A 14064-nucleotide genomic window follows, 5' to 3' on the forward strand; every position below is an offset into this window, starting at 1 on the left:
CTTTCTTCTACTTTTATATTTCAAAAATAAGGAAATACTATGTAACGACGTTACATACATATAGGAGGACAATATGAAACCTGAATTTTTAAAAGCTATACATGAAGCGATTGGAAATGTTGAACATATTCATATAGAAGAAAGTGGTTCAGATAGTTTACTCATTCATCATGATGATGCACAGCAATTAAAACAAGTTGCTGAAACTTTAGAACATAATAATTTCCGCTCTACTATTAGAACAGCTGGGGATGCTTCTTATATTGAAGTGTTGAACAGGTAATGAAAGTCCGGATATATTCCGGTCTTTCTTCTATATCTTCAATTATTACTGCATTTGATAATCTATTTAACATTTTTTGAAAGACCTAAATGCATTTTGAATAATTGAAAGATCGTAAATTACCATTTCAATTCACCTACACCCGGCTCAATAAACTTCCCTGACACATCCTCATTCGAATGTATTATCCAATCATATATATTTTGAGCTCCTTCAGCAGGAGTCATATTCGCATCAGAAGCACCAATGTCCGTCTTTAATTTCCCTGGATGAATGGCGGTTACACGAATTCCTTTATCCGCAAACTCTTGCTGTAAACAGAGTGTTAACATATTTTGTGCTGCTTTCGCAATTCGATATGAATACGAAAACTCTCCTTGAGGAAACTCTTTGGCCGCCATTTTATGTAATGACCCTAACCGAGAGGATATATTAATAATTCTTGGATGGTTCGACTTAGTTAAAGCCGGATATGTACCTTTTATAGCTCGAATAACACCTAAACAATGAACGTTAAATAGGTCCGTTAACTCTTCTGAATTGGTACGTAACACCTCCGTTTCCTTTCCAGTAATTCCAGCGTTATTTATAACTAAATCAATATACTCTGTATACTCCTCAACTTGCTTCTTAATACACTCAGTACTCTCATCATCTGACAAGTCTGCTAATATAGGAAAACATCTAGAAGAAAACATCTGTTTTAACTGTTCTATCGCTTCCACACTTCTAACTAGCGGATAAACGATATGCCCATTCTCATGAAATACTTTTACTAACTGTAACCCTAATCCTCGATTTCCACCTGTAATAAGTACCCTCATATATCCGTCTCCTTATTTTTATAATAAATAAGAAAATCTGCCCACTTACCATTCCCCATAGAAAACGCCTCTCTCATACATTCAAATGAAAAACCAGCCCTTTCTGCCAAACGAACGGATGGCTCATTATCAACATGTATATGTAATTCGATTCTATGAAAATGAAGGCCATTAAAAAATAACGGCAGCGCAGCTATTACACTTTCTACTCCGTATCCATTTTTCCAATATTGATTATGAATAGAGTAGCCCATCATTGCCCATTGATAGTCCATACGTAAAATTTTTATAAGCTCTAGCTTTCCAATATTGGCGCCATCTTCTTTCTGAAAAATACCTAGAACGTACATTTCATCCCGTCGTGCCGCCTCATCAAATCCTCTTATCCATTCCGTGAACCATTCTTTTGTTGAAGACGACATGTCATGATAGCCATCATCGTATTTATATTGAGATGGTAACCTCTTATTGAATCCATCTAACCAACTTTCATAATCCTCTTTTTGAAATGGACGGATAATCAGTCTCTCTGTCTCTACTTGTAATAGTGGCAGCTTCATTTATATCTCTTCCTTTAATTATTAATTGAATATTCTTTATTATCTTACACAAAATACAAAATCTAGTAAATTATTATGTTTTTTATAAACAAAAATCCAGTTATGCTTTGTACATAACTGGATTTTACTTTTCCTTATATATTAGAATACTTCTTATTCATAACATATTGCGCATACTCTGGTGCACTTATGTCAATCTCTTCATCACTGATTTCATATTCTGCTCCGTATAAATAAAATGCAGGTATAAATTCCATTCCTGTATATAGGCATGTAGCGTGAAATGGTTTCGTCAACTCATCCATCGTAATTCCGCTATTTTTATAGTCTTTTTCTAATCCACCCATAGAAATAGCTAAACCAAACTCTTTTCCCTTCACTTTATCCCCTTTAGATCCGTACGCAAATCCATATGTTAATACATCATCGAACCATTTTTTTAATAATGGTGGTGAACTGTACCAGTAGAGCGGAAATTGAAATATATATCTGTCGTGTTCTACTAACAGCTTTTGTTCCTCTTCAACATTAAACTCCCAATTTGGTGCCACTTTATATAGTTCATGCACCGTTATTTCATCCGAATGTTTCTCAAGTTCTTCTACCCATCTTTTATTAATTCGAGACTTTTCAATATCAGGATGTGCTACAATTACAAGTGTTTTCATATATTTTCTTCCCCCTTATAAATAATTCAAACGCTTTAGTATTAGTATGAATGAGTCACATATAATTGAAAAGTACGTACTTTCAGGTACTATAGGAACCTTAAAGTACCTTTGGAGGTGTTATATGAATCAAAATGATGACTGCCCAATCGCAACGACACTCGACGTGATCGGCGGAAAATGGAAAGTTCATATTTTATGTGTTTTGACGGATGGAAAAATGCGAACAAATGAAATCAAACGGGAAATTCCAAACATTACGCAAAAAGTTCTCACACAACAACTTCGGCAACTTGAGGCTGATGGGATTATCCATCGTACTGTATATCAAGAAGTACCACCAAAGGTTGAGTACACAATAAGCGAACATGGAAAATCTTTAATGCAAATTATGAATGAACTATTTGAATGGGGAAAAGACCATCAAATAAAAAAATTAAATGACTAGAAGAACCATCTCAACTTTGTTACATCTTCTATGTCAAGAGTTCTTCTGAAATTTTATAATAGGGGTATCGTCATATCACTATTAAGCTAGCAAAAAATACCCCTAAAATGAAAAAAAGCTTATTTCTCAAAGGAATTAACTGTAGTGAAAGAAAATTACATATTCTTATAAATATAGCCCTTATGTAAAATTCTAAAAATTCACGGGAACTGAATTGCTTTCTTATCCTCATCTTACTGTTGAATTCAAGCAAGTCAGCATTTAAACCAAGCTTAATAATATTGCTTTTGTACGATTATCCGTTACCTCATAATAAATTTCTAATCCTTTCCGAGTACCTGTAACGATTTTAGCAGCTCTTAGTTTGGATAAATGTTGACTAATTGTACTTTGAGGCATTTGTAATGTTTCATACATTGTTGTTACATTAGTAGGGCCTTTTGTAATCATTATTTCTACTAAGGATAAACGGGCAGGATGCGCCAATACCTTCAATACTTCAGCAACCTCTTCATACATTTCTTTTTTTGCTTTCATATTTCTTACTCCCCTTTTATATAAATATTAATGATATCCATATATATAATTCGAAAGGATATACGATTTTATGTCCGTCAATTAAAAAATTTAAATATTAAAAATCCCTTCAGTTTGAAACTAGAGGGGTTTATTACCATAAAACGAATTCCCATCTTCAATATTCTATAGATTCTTCTTTTCATTCCCTTGATGTTGTGTGGTAGGAACGTTTTTGTCCTCATTTTCAGGCCCGTTATTTTCGTTTATATTTCCTTGCTGTGATCCTCTACCATTGTTCTCTTGCTGGTGTCCATTATTTCCTTGAGATCCTCTACCGTTGTTTTCTTGCTGGTGTCCATTATTTCCTTTTTGAGGCCCTCTACCATTGTTCTCTTGCTGGTGTCCATTATTTCCTTGAGATCCTCTACCGTTGTTTTCTTGCTGGTGTCCATTATTTTCTTTTTGAGGCCCTCTACCGTTGTTTTCTTGCTGGTGTCCATTATTTTCTTTTTGAGGCCCTCTACCGTTGTTTTCTTGCTGATGTCCATTATTTCCTCGCTGAGACCCTCTACCGTTGTTTTCTTGCTGATGTCCATTATTTCCTTGCTGAGACCCTCTACCGTTGTTTTCTTGCTGATGTCCATTATTTCCTTGCTGAGACCCTCTACCGTTGTTTTCTTGCTGATGTCCATTATTTTCTTTTATTTGCTTCGGTTGCTGTTCCTTGGATTGCTTTTGTTCTATACGCTCTTGTTTCTCGTATCTTTCTTCTTTTACAGGAGACGAATCCGATGATACATCAGGAGATGACTTTGGTTGCGAATGTATCTCCTCATCGCGCTCCCCTTGATTAGACGGCGGTGCAGGAGGAGTAATCGATTTCTGCTTCTCATCATCTTGCTTTATATAAACACCTGTGCCAACTCCTGCTTTCTTGGCGTTCTCTCGCATTTGCATCGTACTGCTTTGATATACGACTGTAACATGTTTTATCTCATACTCTTTCTTTAATTTTTGCATAGCCTTTTCCAACTGTGGTTCTAGCGACTTGTCCTTTGTAACAGCTGTTAGCATAACTTGCTTATCATTCGTTAAGTACTTATCCTCTTGACTCTGCTTTATAATAGTACGTATTACGTCTTGCAGGTCTTTATTTTCCCATCGTTTCATTTCTTTTAAAATACGCCTTCCATCATCATTACACGCTCGCAAATCTATAACACGAAGATCCTTTGTTACGCTCACCTCCAAACTTGGATTTATATCCACTGAGACATAAGCAAATACTTTTTCTTCCGGTTGGTTGTAGAAAAACAGCAACACACATAGAAAACAAGTAACAAGTAATGATGCAGGCTTTAAGAAAGAAGGGATTGAAAAACGCGGTGCTCTTTGCTCTTGTTTGTTAAACGAGATTTCCTCTCCAATCATGTAAGAGTGTACTTTTCTTTTAAACGTAATAAACTCTCCATTTGGAGTTAAAACAACTACGCTATGTTTTTTTATATCCATCACAATTCCTTTATTCATCATGCTTCTCCCCTCTTATATAATCAAGAATATATGTATAGTTGTTTGCAAAGATAATACACATTGCTATAATGTATTTTCTATGTCGCTCCAACGTTTTACGACTTACCCTAACACGTGGTTCAATATGTTTCAGCGGTAACTTTTTCTTTCTGAACAGCTCTTCCATCATTTTCTCGTCTTTTATAATAATCTTTACAATTTCTATTAAGTGCTCACGCGTATCACGATGCTTAGGAGATTCCTTAGCAAGCTCTGAAAATGTGATTTTAAACTCAGCTAGCACACTTTGAAAATGAAGAATTTCCTCCTTACGGTTACTATTTTCCATCTCTTTCATATACTCCGTAAGCGATACTTTCATTTCTAATATTTCCTCTTGCTTATCTTCTTTTAAAAAGACAAGATTATACTTAGACTCCTTGCGTATATAGTCAATTACATCTCTTTTTATAAGAAGATCAGCAAACGCTAGAAAAGATTTCCCTTTTTTATATGAATACTGTTCAATTGCTTCGTTAAACGCAAACAACCCAATGCTATATTCATCATCCTGTTCTGTAATATATCGACGGCAGACTGACGAGATTGATTTTCTAATAAACGGCTGATACTGTACGATAAAAGCTTCCTTATCTCCTCCGTTGTTTTGTATGTTAAATACGATATCTTCTATTTTTGTTTTTTTTAAGATCTTCATTACTAAACTCAACACTAGTAATCTCCCTGCCTCCTTCTGCTTCAAATAGCAAAATGGTCACTAAACAAGTGACCATTTGACCACATTTTCTTAGTACTTTTCTTTTGGGTTGTCTTCTTGCTGTTACTCATATTTTTCGAGGCCGACTTTTTTAGATGACTATTTTTTTCTACTTGCTCTTTTTCTATTTTATCTGCAATCTTTGAATAACTCTTCTCTATATTTTTGGTAATTTTAGCTTTTTCTTTCATTTGCTTTCTTCTACTTATATATATTCGAAGGAATAAATAATTTTATGGGGGTCAAAAAAATTTTTTTTATAAAATAGTTATTTTTTCAAAAATAACAATCATCAATTTGAAAAAAGATTGTTCAAATTGATGGTTTTCTTGTAATATTTATTAATTTTTTATAACTAAGTTGAATCATGTCAGCCTTTAATTATTGTTATCCTTTTTTCTGTTGCTTCTACTACAAGATTTTATCGGCCACCAATCCACTAAAAACGTACAGTAGACCGGCTTTACTTTTGACATAATTCCCGTTCTCGGAAGTAAGGATTTAAAAGTAACCTATCCATAGTGATATTAAAGTTACTACTAACAGGGCAAGAAGAAATATGATATTTCGAATCCACTTTTGTATATCATCAAAATACCGTTCTATACATGCAACGTTGATATAAAACATGAGCAATACAACAAAGAAGGTAAAGTTACCAAATTTATCGTTCAATTTTTCATTGGTAAATGTGCTTATATGAAGGAATAGTAAAGCAAAAGTTACTAAGAATAACTCAAATAGCCTTTTTTTGCTCACCCCACCACCCCCTTACAGTAATTTCCTTTTGTTTCATTTTATAAGAACGTAGCGTGTAGCAGACTATGAATATTATACTTATGTGAAAAAAGACTAACAATTCAAGATTGTTAGCCTTAATCGCATCTTTTAAAAAAATAACTCAATACAACAAATGACTGGTTCTTCAACTTGCACTATATTCTCCTTTTATTACAAAAAACGAACCCCGAATTGTTCCAGCAAGTTTAGACTTCTGCCTAGCAAACTTAAACTTCTCTGCTAACTCCTTTGGTATCTCCATTCCCTCAGAAAGCTTAAATCCAACAGCCCGCTTCTTCGGGTTATCCAACGTATACATGACGTTGACTGCAAGACCATCCTCATAGAAGACATAGGCAAATTTAATATTTTCCACTTGAAAACACGATATTTCTAAAGGTTTTGCCGCAAACTCAATATCACGTTCTTCTTTCAAAATGCAGTTCACATAATCAAGAGTCTTCTCGCTTTCACTAGCTGGTACAACCGTAAATTCATGCTTGTATTTGTTCATAAAATAACGTGCTTCATGGGCACGTAGACCAGCAAGCGCTTCCGCTATAGGTGAAGATTCTAAGCCAGCTGTAGTTACAATTTTAAAATCTACGATATTGGACAATTCCATCTCTCCTTTAATCTCTTTACTTCCTAACAACAGGAATCCACATTTCACCAAAAACTAAGCCGTTTCGCTGCCCCATCTCAACCGTCGCATTTGGCCCACCAACATAGGCAAAATCCTTAACTTCAGGTAAGACTTGACCAAAGGCAATGCCAGTAAGCTTATTACTTAGCTCCTCAGCTGTATTGCCTTCCCCTTTAACTACTAGGTATTCTCCCCTCGGAAACTGGATAACTCTAGATTCTTCTTGTATCGTTGCCTCTGTCATGACACCAGCGTAATACATCATCTTGTTATTCACCGCTTCGCTCACAGAAAAAATGTAATCATTTGTAGCTAAATCCTTTAAAGTGTCAAGCCTTCCATCTTGTTTAACGGCCTCCCAAAAGTCTTCTTTTTCTTTATTTATTCCAGCAAAGTCTGTGTATTCGCTCTTAAGTTCAGTTCCAATACCTAACACGATAAAGCTATCTTTTTCTTCTAAAGTATAATTTTTCATCTTCAAAACCTTCCTCTTTTTTAAATTAATCAAATGATTTATCTTTTCATCTGATAAGTTTATAATATCCTTAAATCATGTCAAAAAATGATACTGTTTAGGAGACCAACATGAAAAAAGTTGAACGGATTAATACCATCATGCGGTACATCAACAACCGCTCCCACTTTACAATTTCTGAAATCATACGAGAATTTAACATCTCACGATCGACAGCTATTAGAGACATTAGAGAGATTGAAGCCATGGGGATGCCGCTCGTCGCTGAAGTTGGAAGAGATGGTGGCTATTTTGTCATGCATAACTCTATCCTGCCCGTTGTTCGCTTTACTGATAATGAGGTCAAAGCTCTTTTTATTGCCTTTATGGCCACAAGAAATCAACAACTTCCCTATCTAAAGAGTCGTCAGTCTTTAGCCGAAAAACTACTAGGACTCATCTCAGAAATCCAGCAAGATGACCTTGTTCTTTTAAATCAAATCTTGCTTTTTGAAGGGACTAACCCTCATAATCCTGACCTACTTGAGCTTTCTGACCTCCCCCATCCTATGTTAGAAAAACTCATCCAAATCCTTCTTTTGGATAGCCATTTATTGATTACCATAAAAGAAGAAGCGGAAATCAAGTCTTATCCAATTTATCTACTACACCTTTATCAAGAAAAAAGCCATTGGATAATTGAAGTCTTTGACATAAAAGAAGAAAAAAAGAAGATGCTCCCTGTCGATCATCTCATCAATGTCGAACCCTATACGATGAAAAAGAGATTAAGTAAGAAAAAGATTTTAGAAAAACTCAGTAAGAAGGACGAAGCAATCAACCTTGTACTTGAACTTGGTCCAAAAGCGATTGCCCAGTTCAAAAAATACCATCCTTTAAAAATTTCTATTTCCTATACAAATCCTTACCAATCCACAGCCATTTTAAAGACTTTTATCAATGTTAACAATCTCGATGAATTAACAGAAATAACAAATTGGCTACTTTTCCTAGGTAAGGATATCAAAATTAGGGAAGTGCCTGAAGAATTGTTAGAAGGTTTAAAAGAGAGATTATGTTTATACTGCCCATAAGCAGTGACCAGTTACACTCAAAATAATATTGAGTTTGACTAGATGCCAGTTACCCCTATTTAAATACCTAGTAAAAACATTTTATTCGTTACTGCTACTTTAAACGCTCTTCTAAGAATAACGCCAACACAAAAAAAGACATGAACTAATCTTTGTTCATGTCTTTTTATATTAGATTTTAACCCTCACTAAATTACTTATTTAATATTCTAATGTGGATTTATCTTATCCATAATCTCTTTCATTCTTTTTTCATATCCCGCTATTTTAGCACTTGAACTAACAATAGCGAATTAGAATAATGACTTAATACTTGCTAGGACAGTAAGTATACCTACAATAATGACAAATACATTGCTCATTTTCCCTCTGTATTTAGCCAGTACTGGTACTTTACGAATCGCATACATTGGTAATAGACATAAGATCGCAGCAACTAACGGACCGCTAAGGGCATCAATGATTCCAAGAATACTTGGATTTGCATAAGCAACATACCAACATGTTAATACGACAAAAGCAAGAATCATTGCCTTAACTGTTTTTTCTTCGATAGCTTTTCCGCGTGTTTTACCAAACTTGATAATTACGTCACGCATTACCTCATATGCCCCTATATAATGGCCAAGGAAAGACTTAGTTATAGCCACAAAAGCAATGATAGGAGCTGCAATAGTGATTACTGGTGAATTAAGCTCATTAGCAAGATACGATAGAATTGATAAGTTTTGTTCTTTAGCCATCATAAGATCTTTTGGAGTTAAACTCAGTGCACTACTCCAAACAAAGAACATAACTACTACGAATGTCATAATATAACAAACTTTTTGTATTTGAGCACATTTGGCATCAGTAGCTTCTATTCCATAGGTAGCTCTCTGTTTTATAACAAATGACGAAATCAGAGGAGAATGATTAAATGAGAATACTATGATTGGTAGTATCATCAATATCACTCCAAAATACCCTGTTCCTGTTGAAGCAGTAGAAACACTTGAAAAACTGAGCATTGACGTATTCCACTGTGGAATTAAAGATATTGAGATAAAAAGTAAAGACACGATAAAAGGATATACTAGCATGCTCATTATCTTTACAATGATATCTTGACCAAAATTTAGTATAGCTATAAGGCCGAGCACTAATACAAGAGATAAAATGGCCCTTGGAGGCTCCGGCATGTGCAATTGATGCACGATAAAACTACTTGCAGTATTTGTAAGTGCAACCGAATACATCAGCACGATCGTATAAATTGAAACGAAATATACTATGTTAAAAATGATACTTGCCTTATTTCCAAAATACTCTCTTATTGTACCTGTGATCCCCTCATCAGCAGAATTAGAAGCGTATATCATTTTAGCAAGTGCCCTATGTGAGTAATACATAACAGGAAATGCAAGTATCGTAATTAACAGTAATGATAATAAACCACCTGAACCTGCATTAATAGGTAAAAAGAGTACTCCTGCTCCAATTGCTGTTCCAAAAAGGCTCAATGCCCAGGTAGTATCTTGTTTATGCCACTTTTTAGGATCTAGATATTCCTCATTTTTCACTGCAGTATTTTCAGCTTGAAATTCTATTTTTTTTGCAGTATTCCCATTCATATAATAAATCCCCCTTGTATCCTATTCTTACGTCTCTTTTTAGGCTTAAGAATATAGACCATTCTTAAAAATGAATCGCTTACTTGATGCACCATATTGTAAACGATTCCACCTAAAGCTGTCTCTCTTAATGTGCGAGGCATTTATCCTCCAACCCTATACTTCGTCAGCATTGATGATATTGTTTACACCAGCTAATACGATGTCCGCTGCTACTAAACTATTTTGAAGAAATTCTCCTTCTGGTCACACACCTTTCTGCAATTAATCGTTTCAGTCTGTCCAATTTTAAAATGTTTGATATTTTCTCCGTAGGTAATCGGTTACCTCTCGACGCCCTCATTATAACGTTTATATTTGCGAGTCTAATTTTTTTTTATTTTTAGAAAGACAGAATAAACAGAATTATGAATAGATAATAAATTACAATTGGCATGTAGCAATTGTGTCTATTTTTTGAAGCTGTATTAGTTAGCAAAAAGGAGAAAATAATACAGATATCCTTTTTGTTAAAACGTTGACTATATTGGGAACTCATTATAAAGATAGTTATATTCCCTTTTGCTGAAACATCTTATTTTAGACGCGAAAACTGTTATAATAAATAATCATTGTAGATGTAAAGGAATAAATTAAGAAAACATAAAATCATCCAACCGAATATTTATCACAAATATCGAATTAATATGCATTTTTCAGAAAAAAAGAACTTCTCTAACTTAGTACCAGCACACCTTCTATAATGTTTGACATGTTACACCTTTTAAAAGAATAACACCATAAGTTTCCATTTACTATATGTAATATTTATTAAGTGTAGTTTTTTCTAAATATGCATAATTTCATATTTAGAAAAAGAGAGTATACTTTCGTATTGTGTAATAAAGATATGGCCCACCTACGGAAATAGGTGGGCTTTTCATGTATAAAAATTGCATTTATTATATGACGATTAGAATTGCGGTCAAAATATTATCTCTTCCCCTTTAACTCTCTCAGTCTGCTTTTTTCAGCGTCTGAACCTACTTACGTACCAACTACATAACCAGTAAAAATACTAACAATTATAGCAATAACTAAGATTAATGTGATTTTAATCCACTTTTCCAAACATATATTTCATTTCAGAAGATTTAGTTACCATAGGGCACCGAACCGATGGTGCACTTACCCTAACTGACGTTTAAATGCTTTACCGGCGAAGAAGTAAGCGATAACCATAATTCCTACACACCAAGCAAGTGCAATCCAAATATCGTTACCAACAGTCCCTTCATATAAGAGGGCACGAATCGCATTCACGATTGAAGTTACAGGCTGGTTCTCAGCGAACGCACGAACAATTTTTGGCATCGTTTCGGTAGGAACAAAGGCCGAACTAATAAAGGGCAGAAAAATTAGCGGGTATGAGTAGGCTGTCGCCCCTTCCATAGACTTCGCTGTCAACCCGGGAATGATAGCCAACCATGTTAGCGCCAGCGTAAACATCCCAAGTATTCCAGCTACCGCAAGCCAATCCAGAATATTAGCGCTGGAACGGAAGCCCATTAAGAGCGCAACAAGGATAACCACCACGATAGTAAGTACATTAGCAACAAGTGAGGTTAATACGTGAGCCCATAATACCGACGAGCGCTTGATAGGCATAGTAATGAAACGTGCCATCAGCCCACTCTTTACATCCGTAAACAACCGCACGGATGTGTAAGCGACACCGGATGCGATAGCCATCAGCAAGATTCCCGGCAATAAATAATTGACGTAGTTATCCGTTCCTGTCTTTATGGCGCCGCCAAATACGTAGACAAACAACAGCATCATCATAATCGGTGTAATCGCTACCGTAATAATCGTATCTGGACTCCGCATAATGTTGCGCATTAAGCGCCCTAGTAATACCCCTGTTTTGCTCTTCATTTACATCTCCTCCTTTTTGCCGATGATCGCAAGGAAAATTTCTTCCAATGTCGGCTGCTTCTCGATATACTCCACTTTTGCTGGCGGGAACATCTCTTTAAGTTCAGTAAGAGTACCAGTCGTAATAATTTTTCCGCCATGCAAGATAGCGATACGGTCCGCCAGTTGTTCGGCTTCCTCCAGGTACTGGGTTGTCAGCAAGATGGTTGTGCCACCGCCGGCAAGTTCCTTGACGGTATCCCACACTTCAATCCGCGCTTCGGGGTCAAGCCCTGTCGTCGGTTCATCGAGAAAAATGACTGCTGGCGTTCCGATCAAACTCATCGCGATGTCAAGCCGGCGCTTCATCCCACCTGAATACTGGTCTGCCCTCTGGTTGGCTGCATCGGTCAGGCTAAATCTTGCAAGCAAATTATCAGCGACTTGAGCAGGACTAGAAACTCCACGCAAATTGGCAATCATTATCAAGTTTTCTCTCCCCGTGAGCATACCGTCTAAAGCTGCAAACTGCCCTGTCAGACTGATACTTTGACGAACATGATCCGATTGACGCTGGACGTCAAAACCGCAAACACCTACTTCGCCGCCATCTTGCTTCATCAGCGTAGAGAGGATATTGACCGTCGTCGTCTTGCCCGCTCCATTTGAGCCCAGCAACGCGAAAATTTCGCCACGCTGCACTTCAAAATCTACCCCTTTTAACACTTCCTTATCTTTAAAGGATTTTTTTAACCCTTTTACAGAAATCGCTGTGTTGCTCATGCTTTTTTCCTCCTTAAAAAATGTTTTGTAAAGCTAGACTGCCTACACTCCTCTATTTAGTATTACTGATATTCTGTATTACTTAGTACTGATTTAAAAATATAACTGAATAGCGATGGTGGCAATTCACATTTGTAACCAGCTAATCAGTCGGTATTACCTTTTGCATTTATTTTTTTCTCAATTGCTTCATAATACTTTCATTCAAATCTTCACGATACTTGGAGACATAAGTTTTAGCGTTTGCCACTAGTTCGTCAGCAAAGGATGCCACGTCCTCCCCAGTGATTTCCAGCACTTGTCTGCCTTCCGCCGCACCGGCTTCAAACAAATCGATTAATTCATACTGTATGTGTAGCATATCCATCCCGTTGCCCGCTGAGAAATTCCACATGTAGTTTTGGATTTTCTTAAACACAAATTGGTAGTCCTCTGGCAGAGCTCCAACCCGTGCCATCATCATTTTGTACTCTTTTTTATCACCAATTAATTTTTTGAACATTTCCAACATATTATTTTTCCTCCTTTTTTATAAAGCAGAACAAGAAACTCCCAAAATATCGGCCGAATATTTTATCTTATGAGGCTAGTTTGACTTCAAGACGTTAATTTTTGATGATACAAAATCCCATTTTCTCCAAAACAATTCAAGCTCCTGACGGCCATCCTCATTTAGTGAATAAAACTTACGAGGCGGCCCCATATCTGATGGTTTCTTTTCAATATTCACAAGTTTTTTCTTCTCTAATCGCACAAGGATGGTATAGACCGTTCCTTCCACGACTTCAGTAAACCCAAGCTCATTCAGGTGGCGGGTAATCTCATAGCCATAGGTCTCACGGCGGCTGATGATTTCCAGCACACACCCTTCTAGCGAACCTTTCAGCATTTCAGTTAAATTTTCCATGTTCTGATCCTCCTTTACCCCCTATTCTGTCTGACTTATATTCAGTATCACAGAGTACTAAGGCGAATTTTTACTGAATAGCTTTTGAAAAACCTCACTATTCAGTATTACTTATTACATCTACATTGTATGACTAAGTAGAGGTAATGTCAACTCGATTTTTAAATTTTTTCTTAAATCCGCTTTTTCCTATTGTTTACTAAATATATTTTAAGAAATCACGCTATTCAGTATTACTTATTACAACTACATTGTATGACTAAGTAGAGTTGAATGTCAACTGGACTTTTAAATTTTTT

The 14064-nt window shown here is 35.9% G+C and carries 18 protein-coding genes and 2 pseudogenes; 3 read left to right on the forward strand and 17 right to left on the reverse strand.

The genetic code is table 11. From position 1 onward, the window contains the following. Positions 1-73: 73 nt before the first annotated feature. A complete protein-coding gene (locus JTF23_RS20690; protein ID WP_002121018.1) occupies positions 74-283 on the forward strand; it encodes a hypothetical protein in 210 nt (69 codons plus the stop codon). A 119-nt stretch (positions 284-402) separates the two neighbouring features. Here the strand turns inward: JTF23_RS20690 and JTF23_RS20695 are convergent, their stop codons facing one another. From JTF23_RS20695 to JTF23_RS20705, 3 genes are all read right to left on the reverse strand, one after another. Continuing rightward, positions 403-1107, reverse strand: coding sequence for an SDR family NAD(P)-dependent oxidoreductase (locus tag JTF23_RS20695; protein ID WP_070139727.1), 705 nt, complete (start codon positions 1105-1107; stop codon positions 403-405). Then, the gene (locus JTF23_RS20700; RefSeq protein WP_002199821.1) at positions 1104-1667 is read right to left on the reverse strand and encodes a GNAT family N-acetyltransferase; all 564 of its coding nucleotides are present in this window, start codon (positions 1665-1667) and stop codon (positions 1104-1106) included. The genes JTF23_RS20695 and JTF23_RS20700 overlap by 4 nt, the downstream gene beginning before the upstream one ends. Positions 1668-1801: 134 nt before the next feature. Next, a complete protein-coding gene (locus tag JTF23_RS20705; protein WP_204209519.1) occupies positions 1802-2335 on the reverse strand; it encodes an NAD(P)H-dependent oxidoreductase in 534 nt (177 codons plus the stop codon). A gap of 124 nt (positions 2336-2459) precedes the next feature. Between JTF23_RS20705 and JTF23_RS20710 the strand changes: the two genes are divergently transcribed. Next, a complete protein-coding gene (locus JTF23_RS20710; RefSeq protein ID WP_204209520.1) occupies positions 2460-2783 on the forward strand; it encodes a winged helix-turn-helix transcriptional regulator in 324 nt (107 codons plus the stop codon). A 261-nt stretch (positions 2784-3044) separates the two neighbouring features. On the opposite strand, the gene JTF23_RS20715 is transcribed toward JTF23_RS20710, so the two are convergent. The 7 genes from JTF23_RS20715 to JTF23_RS20745 all read right to left on the reverse strand — a co-directional run bounded on the left by JTF23_RS20715 (position 3045) and on the right by JTF23_RS20745 (position 7493). Continuing rightward, complete coding sequence (locus tag JTF23_RS20715) at positions 3045-3320, reverse strand: ArsR/SmtB family transcription factor (RefSeq protein WP_078181124.1); 276 nt, start codon at positions 3318-3320, stop codon at positions 3045-3047. A gap of 165 nt (positions 3321-3485) precedes the next feature. Continuing rightward, positions 3486-4832 carry an anti-sigma-I factor RsgI family protein gene (locus tag JTF23_RS20720; protein ID WP_286674641.1) on the reverse strand — a complete coding sequence of 449 codons (1347 nt, stop codon included), beginning with the start codon at positions 4830-4832 and terminating at the stop codon, positions 3486-3488. Then, positions 4825-5547: an RNA polymerase sigma factor SigI gene (gene sigI / locus JTF23_RS20725; protein ID WP_204209522.1), complete on the reverse strand. Its 723-nt coding sequence runs from the start codon at positions 5545-5547 to the stop codon at positions 4825-4827. The genes JTF23_RS20720 and sigI overlap by 8 nt, the downstream gene beginning before the upstream one ends. 26 nt (positions 5548-5573) lie before the next feature. Continuing rightward, complete coding sequence (locus tag JTF23_RS20730) at positions 5574-5783, reverse strand: hypothetical protein (protein ID WP_204209543.1); 210 nt, start codon at positions 5781-5783, stop codon at positions 5574-5576. 310 nt (positions 5784-6093) lie between these two features. Further along, a complete protein-coding gene (locus tag JTF23_RS27955; protein WP_204209523.1) occupies positions 6094-6351 on the reverse strand; it encodes a DUF3963 domain-containing protein in 258 nt (85 codons plus the stop codon). A gap of 166 nt (positions 6352-6517) precedes the next feature. Further along, positions 6518-6997 (reverse strand): phage tail protein, encoded by a 480-nt coding sequence (locus JTF23_RS20740; RefSeq protein ID WP_252188036.1) that lies wholly within the window; start codon positions 6995-6997, stop codon positions 6518-6520. A 16-nt stretch (positions 6998-7013) separates the two neighbouring features. Next, positions 7014-7493, reverse strand: coding sequence for a GyrI-like domain-containing protein (locus tag JTF23_RS20745; protein ID WP_204209540.1), 480 nt, complete (start codon positions 7491-7493; stop codon positions 7014-7016). A 110-nt stretch (positions 7494-7603) separates the two neighbouring features. Between JTF23_RS20745 and JTF23_RS20750 the strand changes: the two genes are divergently transcribed. Next, a complete protein-coding gene (locus JTF23_RS20750) occupies positions 7604-8566 on the forward strand; it encodes a helix-turn-helix transcriptional regulator (protein ID WP_070146789.1) in 963 nt (320 codons plus the stop codon). A 293-nt stretch (positions 8567-8859) separates the two neighbouring features. On the opposite strand, the gene JTF23_RS20755 is transcribed toward JTF23_RS20750, so the two are convergent. The 7 genes and pseudogenes from JTF23_RS20755 to JTF23_RS20775 form a co-directional block, all read right to left on the reverse strand. Beyond that, entirely contained in the window at positions 8860-10179 is a 1320-nt protein-coding gene (locus JTF23_RS20755; RefSeq protein ID WP_204209524.1) for an aromatic amino acid transport family protein, read from the reverse strand. Between the two features lie 146 nt (positions 10180-10325). Further along, a pseudogene (locus tag JTF23_RS27960) lies at positions 10326-10483 on the reverse strand (L-serine ammonia-lyase, iron-sulfur-dependent, subunit alpha); the annotation flags it as partial. 611 nt (positions 10484-11094) lie between these two features. After that, positions 11095-11289: pseudogene (locus tag JTF23_RS28380) on the reverse strand (PRK06770 family protein); the annotation flags it as partial. A gap of 57 nt (positions 11290-11346) precedes the next feature. Next, entirely contained in the window at positions 11347-12096 is a 750-nt protein-coding gene (locus tag JTF23_RS20760; RefSeq protein WP_002014105.1) for an ABC transporter permease, read from the reverse strand. Then, a complete protein-coding gene (locus JTF23_RS20765; RefSeq protein ID WP_002161044.1) occupies positions 12097-12858 on the reverse strand; it encodes an ABC transporter ATP-binding protein in 762 nt (253 codons plus the stop codon). It lies immediately after the preceding gene. Between the two features lie 169 nt (positions 12859-13027). Beyond that, positions 13028-13369, reverse strand: a complete 342-nt coding sequence (locus tag JTF23_RS20770) for a DUF1048 domain-containing protein (RefSeq protein WP_002014108.1) — start codon at positions 13367-13369, stop codon at positions 13028-13030. A gap of 75 nt (positions 13370-13444) precedes the next feature. Beyond that, positions 13445-13765, reverse strand: a complete 321-nt coding sequence (locus JTF23_RS20775; protein WP_002128372.1) for a PadR family transcriptional regulator — start codon at positions 13763-13765, stop codon at positions 13445-13447. Positions 13766-14064 lie beyond the last annotated feature (299 nt).

Source organism: Bacillus sp. RIT 809 (genome assembly GCF_016892495.1).
GTDB lineage: Bacteria > Bacillota > Bacilli > Bacillales > Bacillaceae_G > Bacillus_A > Bacillus_A cereus_U.

Bases quoted from the DNA above. Each gene is read 5' to 3' on its own strand.
- JTF23_RS20690 (WP_002121018.1), top strand. From the start codon at position 74: ATGAAACCTGAATTTTTAAAAGCTATACATGAAGCGATTGGAAATGTT.
- JTF23_RS20695 (WP_070139727.1), bottom strand. From the start codon at position 1,107: ATGAGGGTACTTATTACAGGTGGAAATCGAGGATTAGGGTTACAGTTA.
- JTF23_RS20700 (WP_002199821.1), bottom strand. From the start codon at position 1,667: ATGAAGCTGCCACTATTACAAGTAGAGACAGAGAGACTGATTATCCGT.
- JTF23_RS20705 (WP_204209519.1), bottom strand. From the start codon at position 2,335: ATGAAAACACTTGTAATTGTAGCACATCCTGATATTGAAAAGTCTCGA.
- JTF23_RS20710 (WP_204209520.1), top strand. From the start codon at position 2,460: ATGAATCAAAATGATGACTGCCCAATCGCAACGACACTCGACGTGATC.
- JTF23_RS20715 (WP_078181124.1), bottom strand. From the start codon at position 3,320: ATGAAAGCAAAAAAAGAAATGTATGAAGAGGTTGCTGAAGTATTGAAG.
- JTF23_RS20720 (WP_286674641.1), bottom strand. From the start codon at position 4,832: ATGAATAAAGGAATTGTGATGGATATAAAAAAACATAGCGTAGTTGTT.
- JTF23_RS20730 (WP_204209543.1), bottom strand. From the start codon at position 5,783: ATGAAAGAAAAAGCTAAAATTACCAAAAATATAGAGAAGAGTTATTCA.
- JTF23_RS20740 (WP_252188036.1), bottom strand. From the start codon at position 6,997: ATGGAATTGTCCAATATCGTAGATTTTAAAATTGTAACTACAGCTGGC.
- JTF23_RS20745 (WP_204209540.1), bottom strand. From the start codon at position 7,493: ATGAAAAATTATACTTTAGAAGAAAAAGATAGCTTTATCGTGTTAGGT.
- JTF23_RS20750 (WP_070146789.1), top strand. From the start codon at position 7,604: ATGAAAAAAGTTGAACGGATTAATACCATCATGCGGTACATCAACAAC.
- JTF23_RS20755 (WP_204209524.1), bottom strand. From the start codon at position 10,179: ATGAATGGGAATACTGCAAAAAAAATAGAATTTCAAGCTGAAAATACT.
- JTF23_RS20760 (WP_002014105.1), bottom strand. From the start codon at position 12,096: ATGAAGAGCAAAACAGGGGTATTACTAGGGCGCTTAATGCGCAACATT.
- JTF23_RS20765 (WP_002161044.1), bottom strand. From the start codon at position 12,858: ATGAGCAACACAGCGATTTCTGTAAAAGGGTTAAAAAAATCCTTTAAA.
- JTF23_RS20770 (WP_002014108.1), bottom strand. From the start codon at position 13,369: ATGTTGGAAATGTTCAAAAAATTAATTGGTGATAAAAAAGAGTACAAA.
- JTF23_RS20775 (WP_002128372.1), bottom strand. From the start codon at position 13,765: ATGGAAAATTTAACTGAAATGCTGAAAGGTTCGCTAGAAGGGTGTGTG.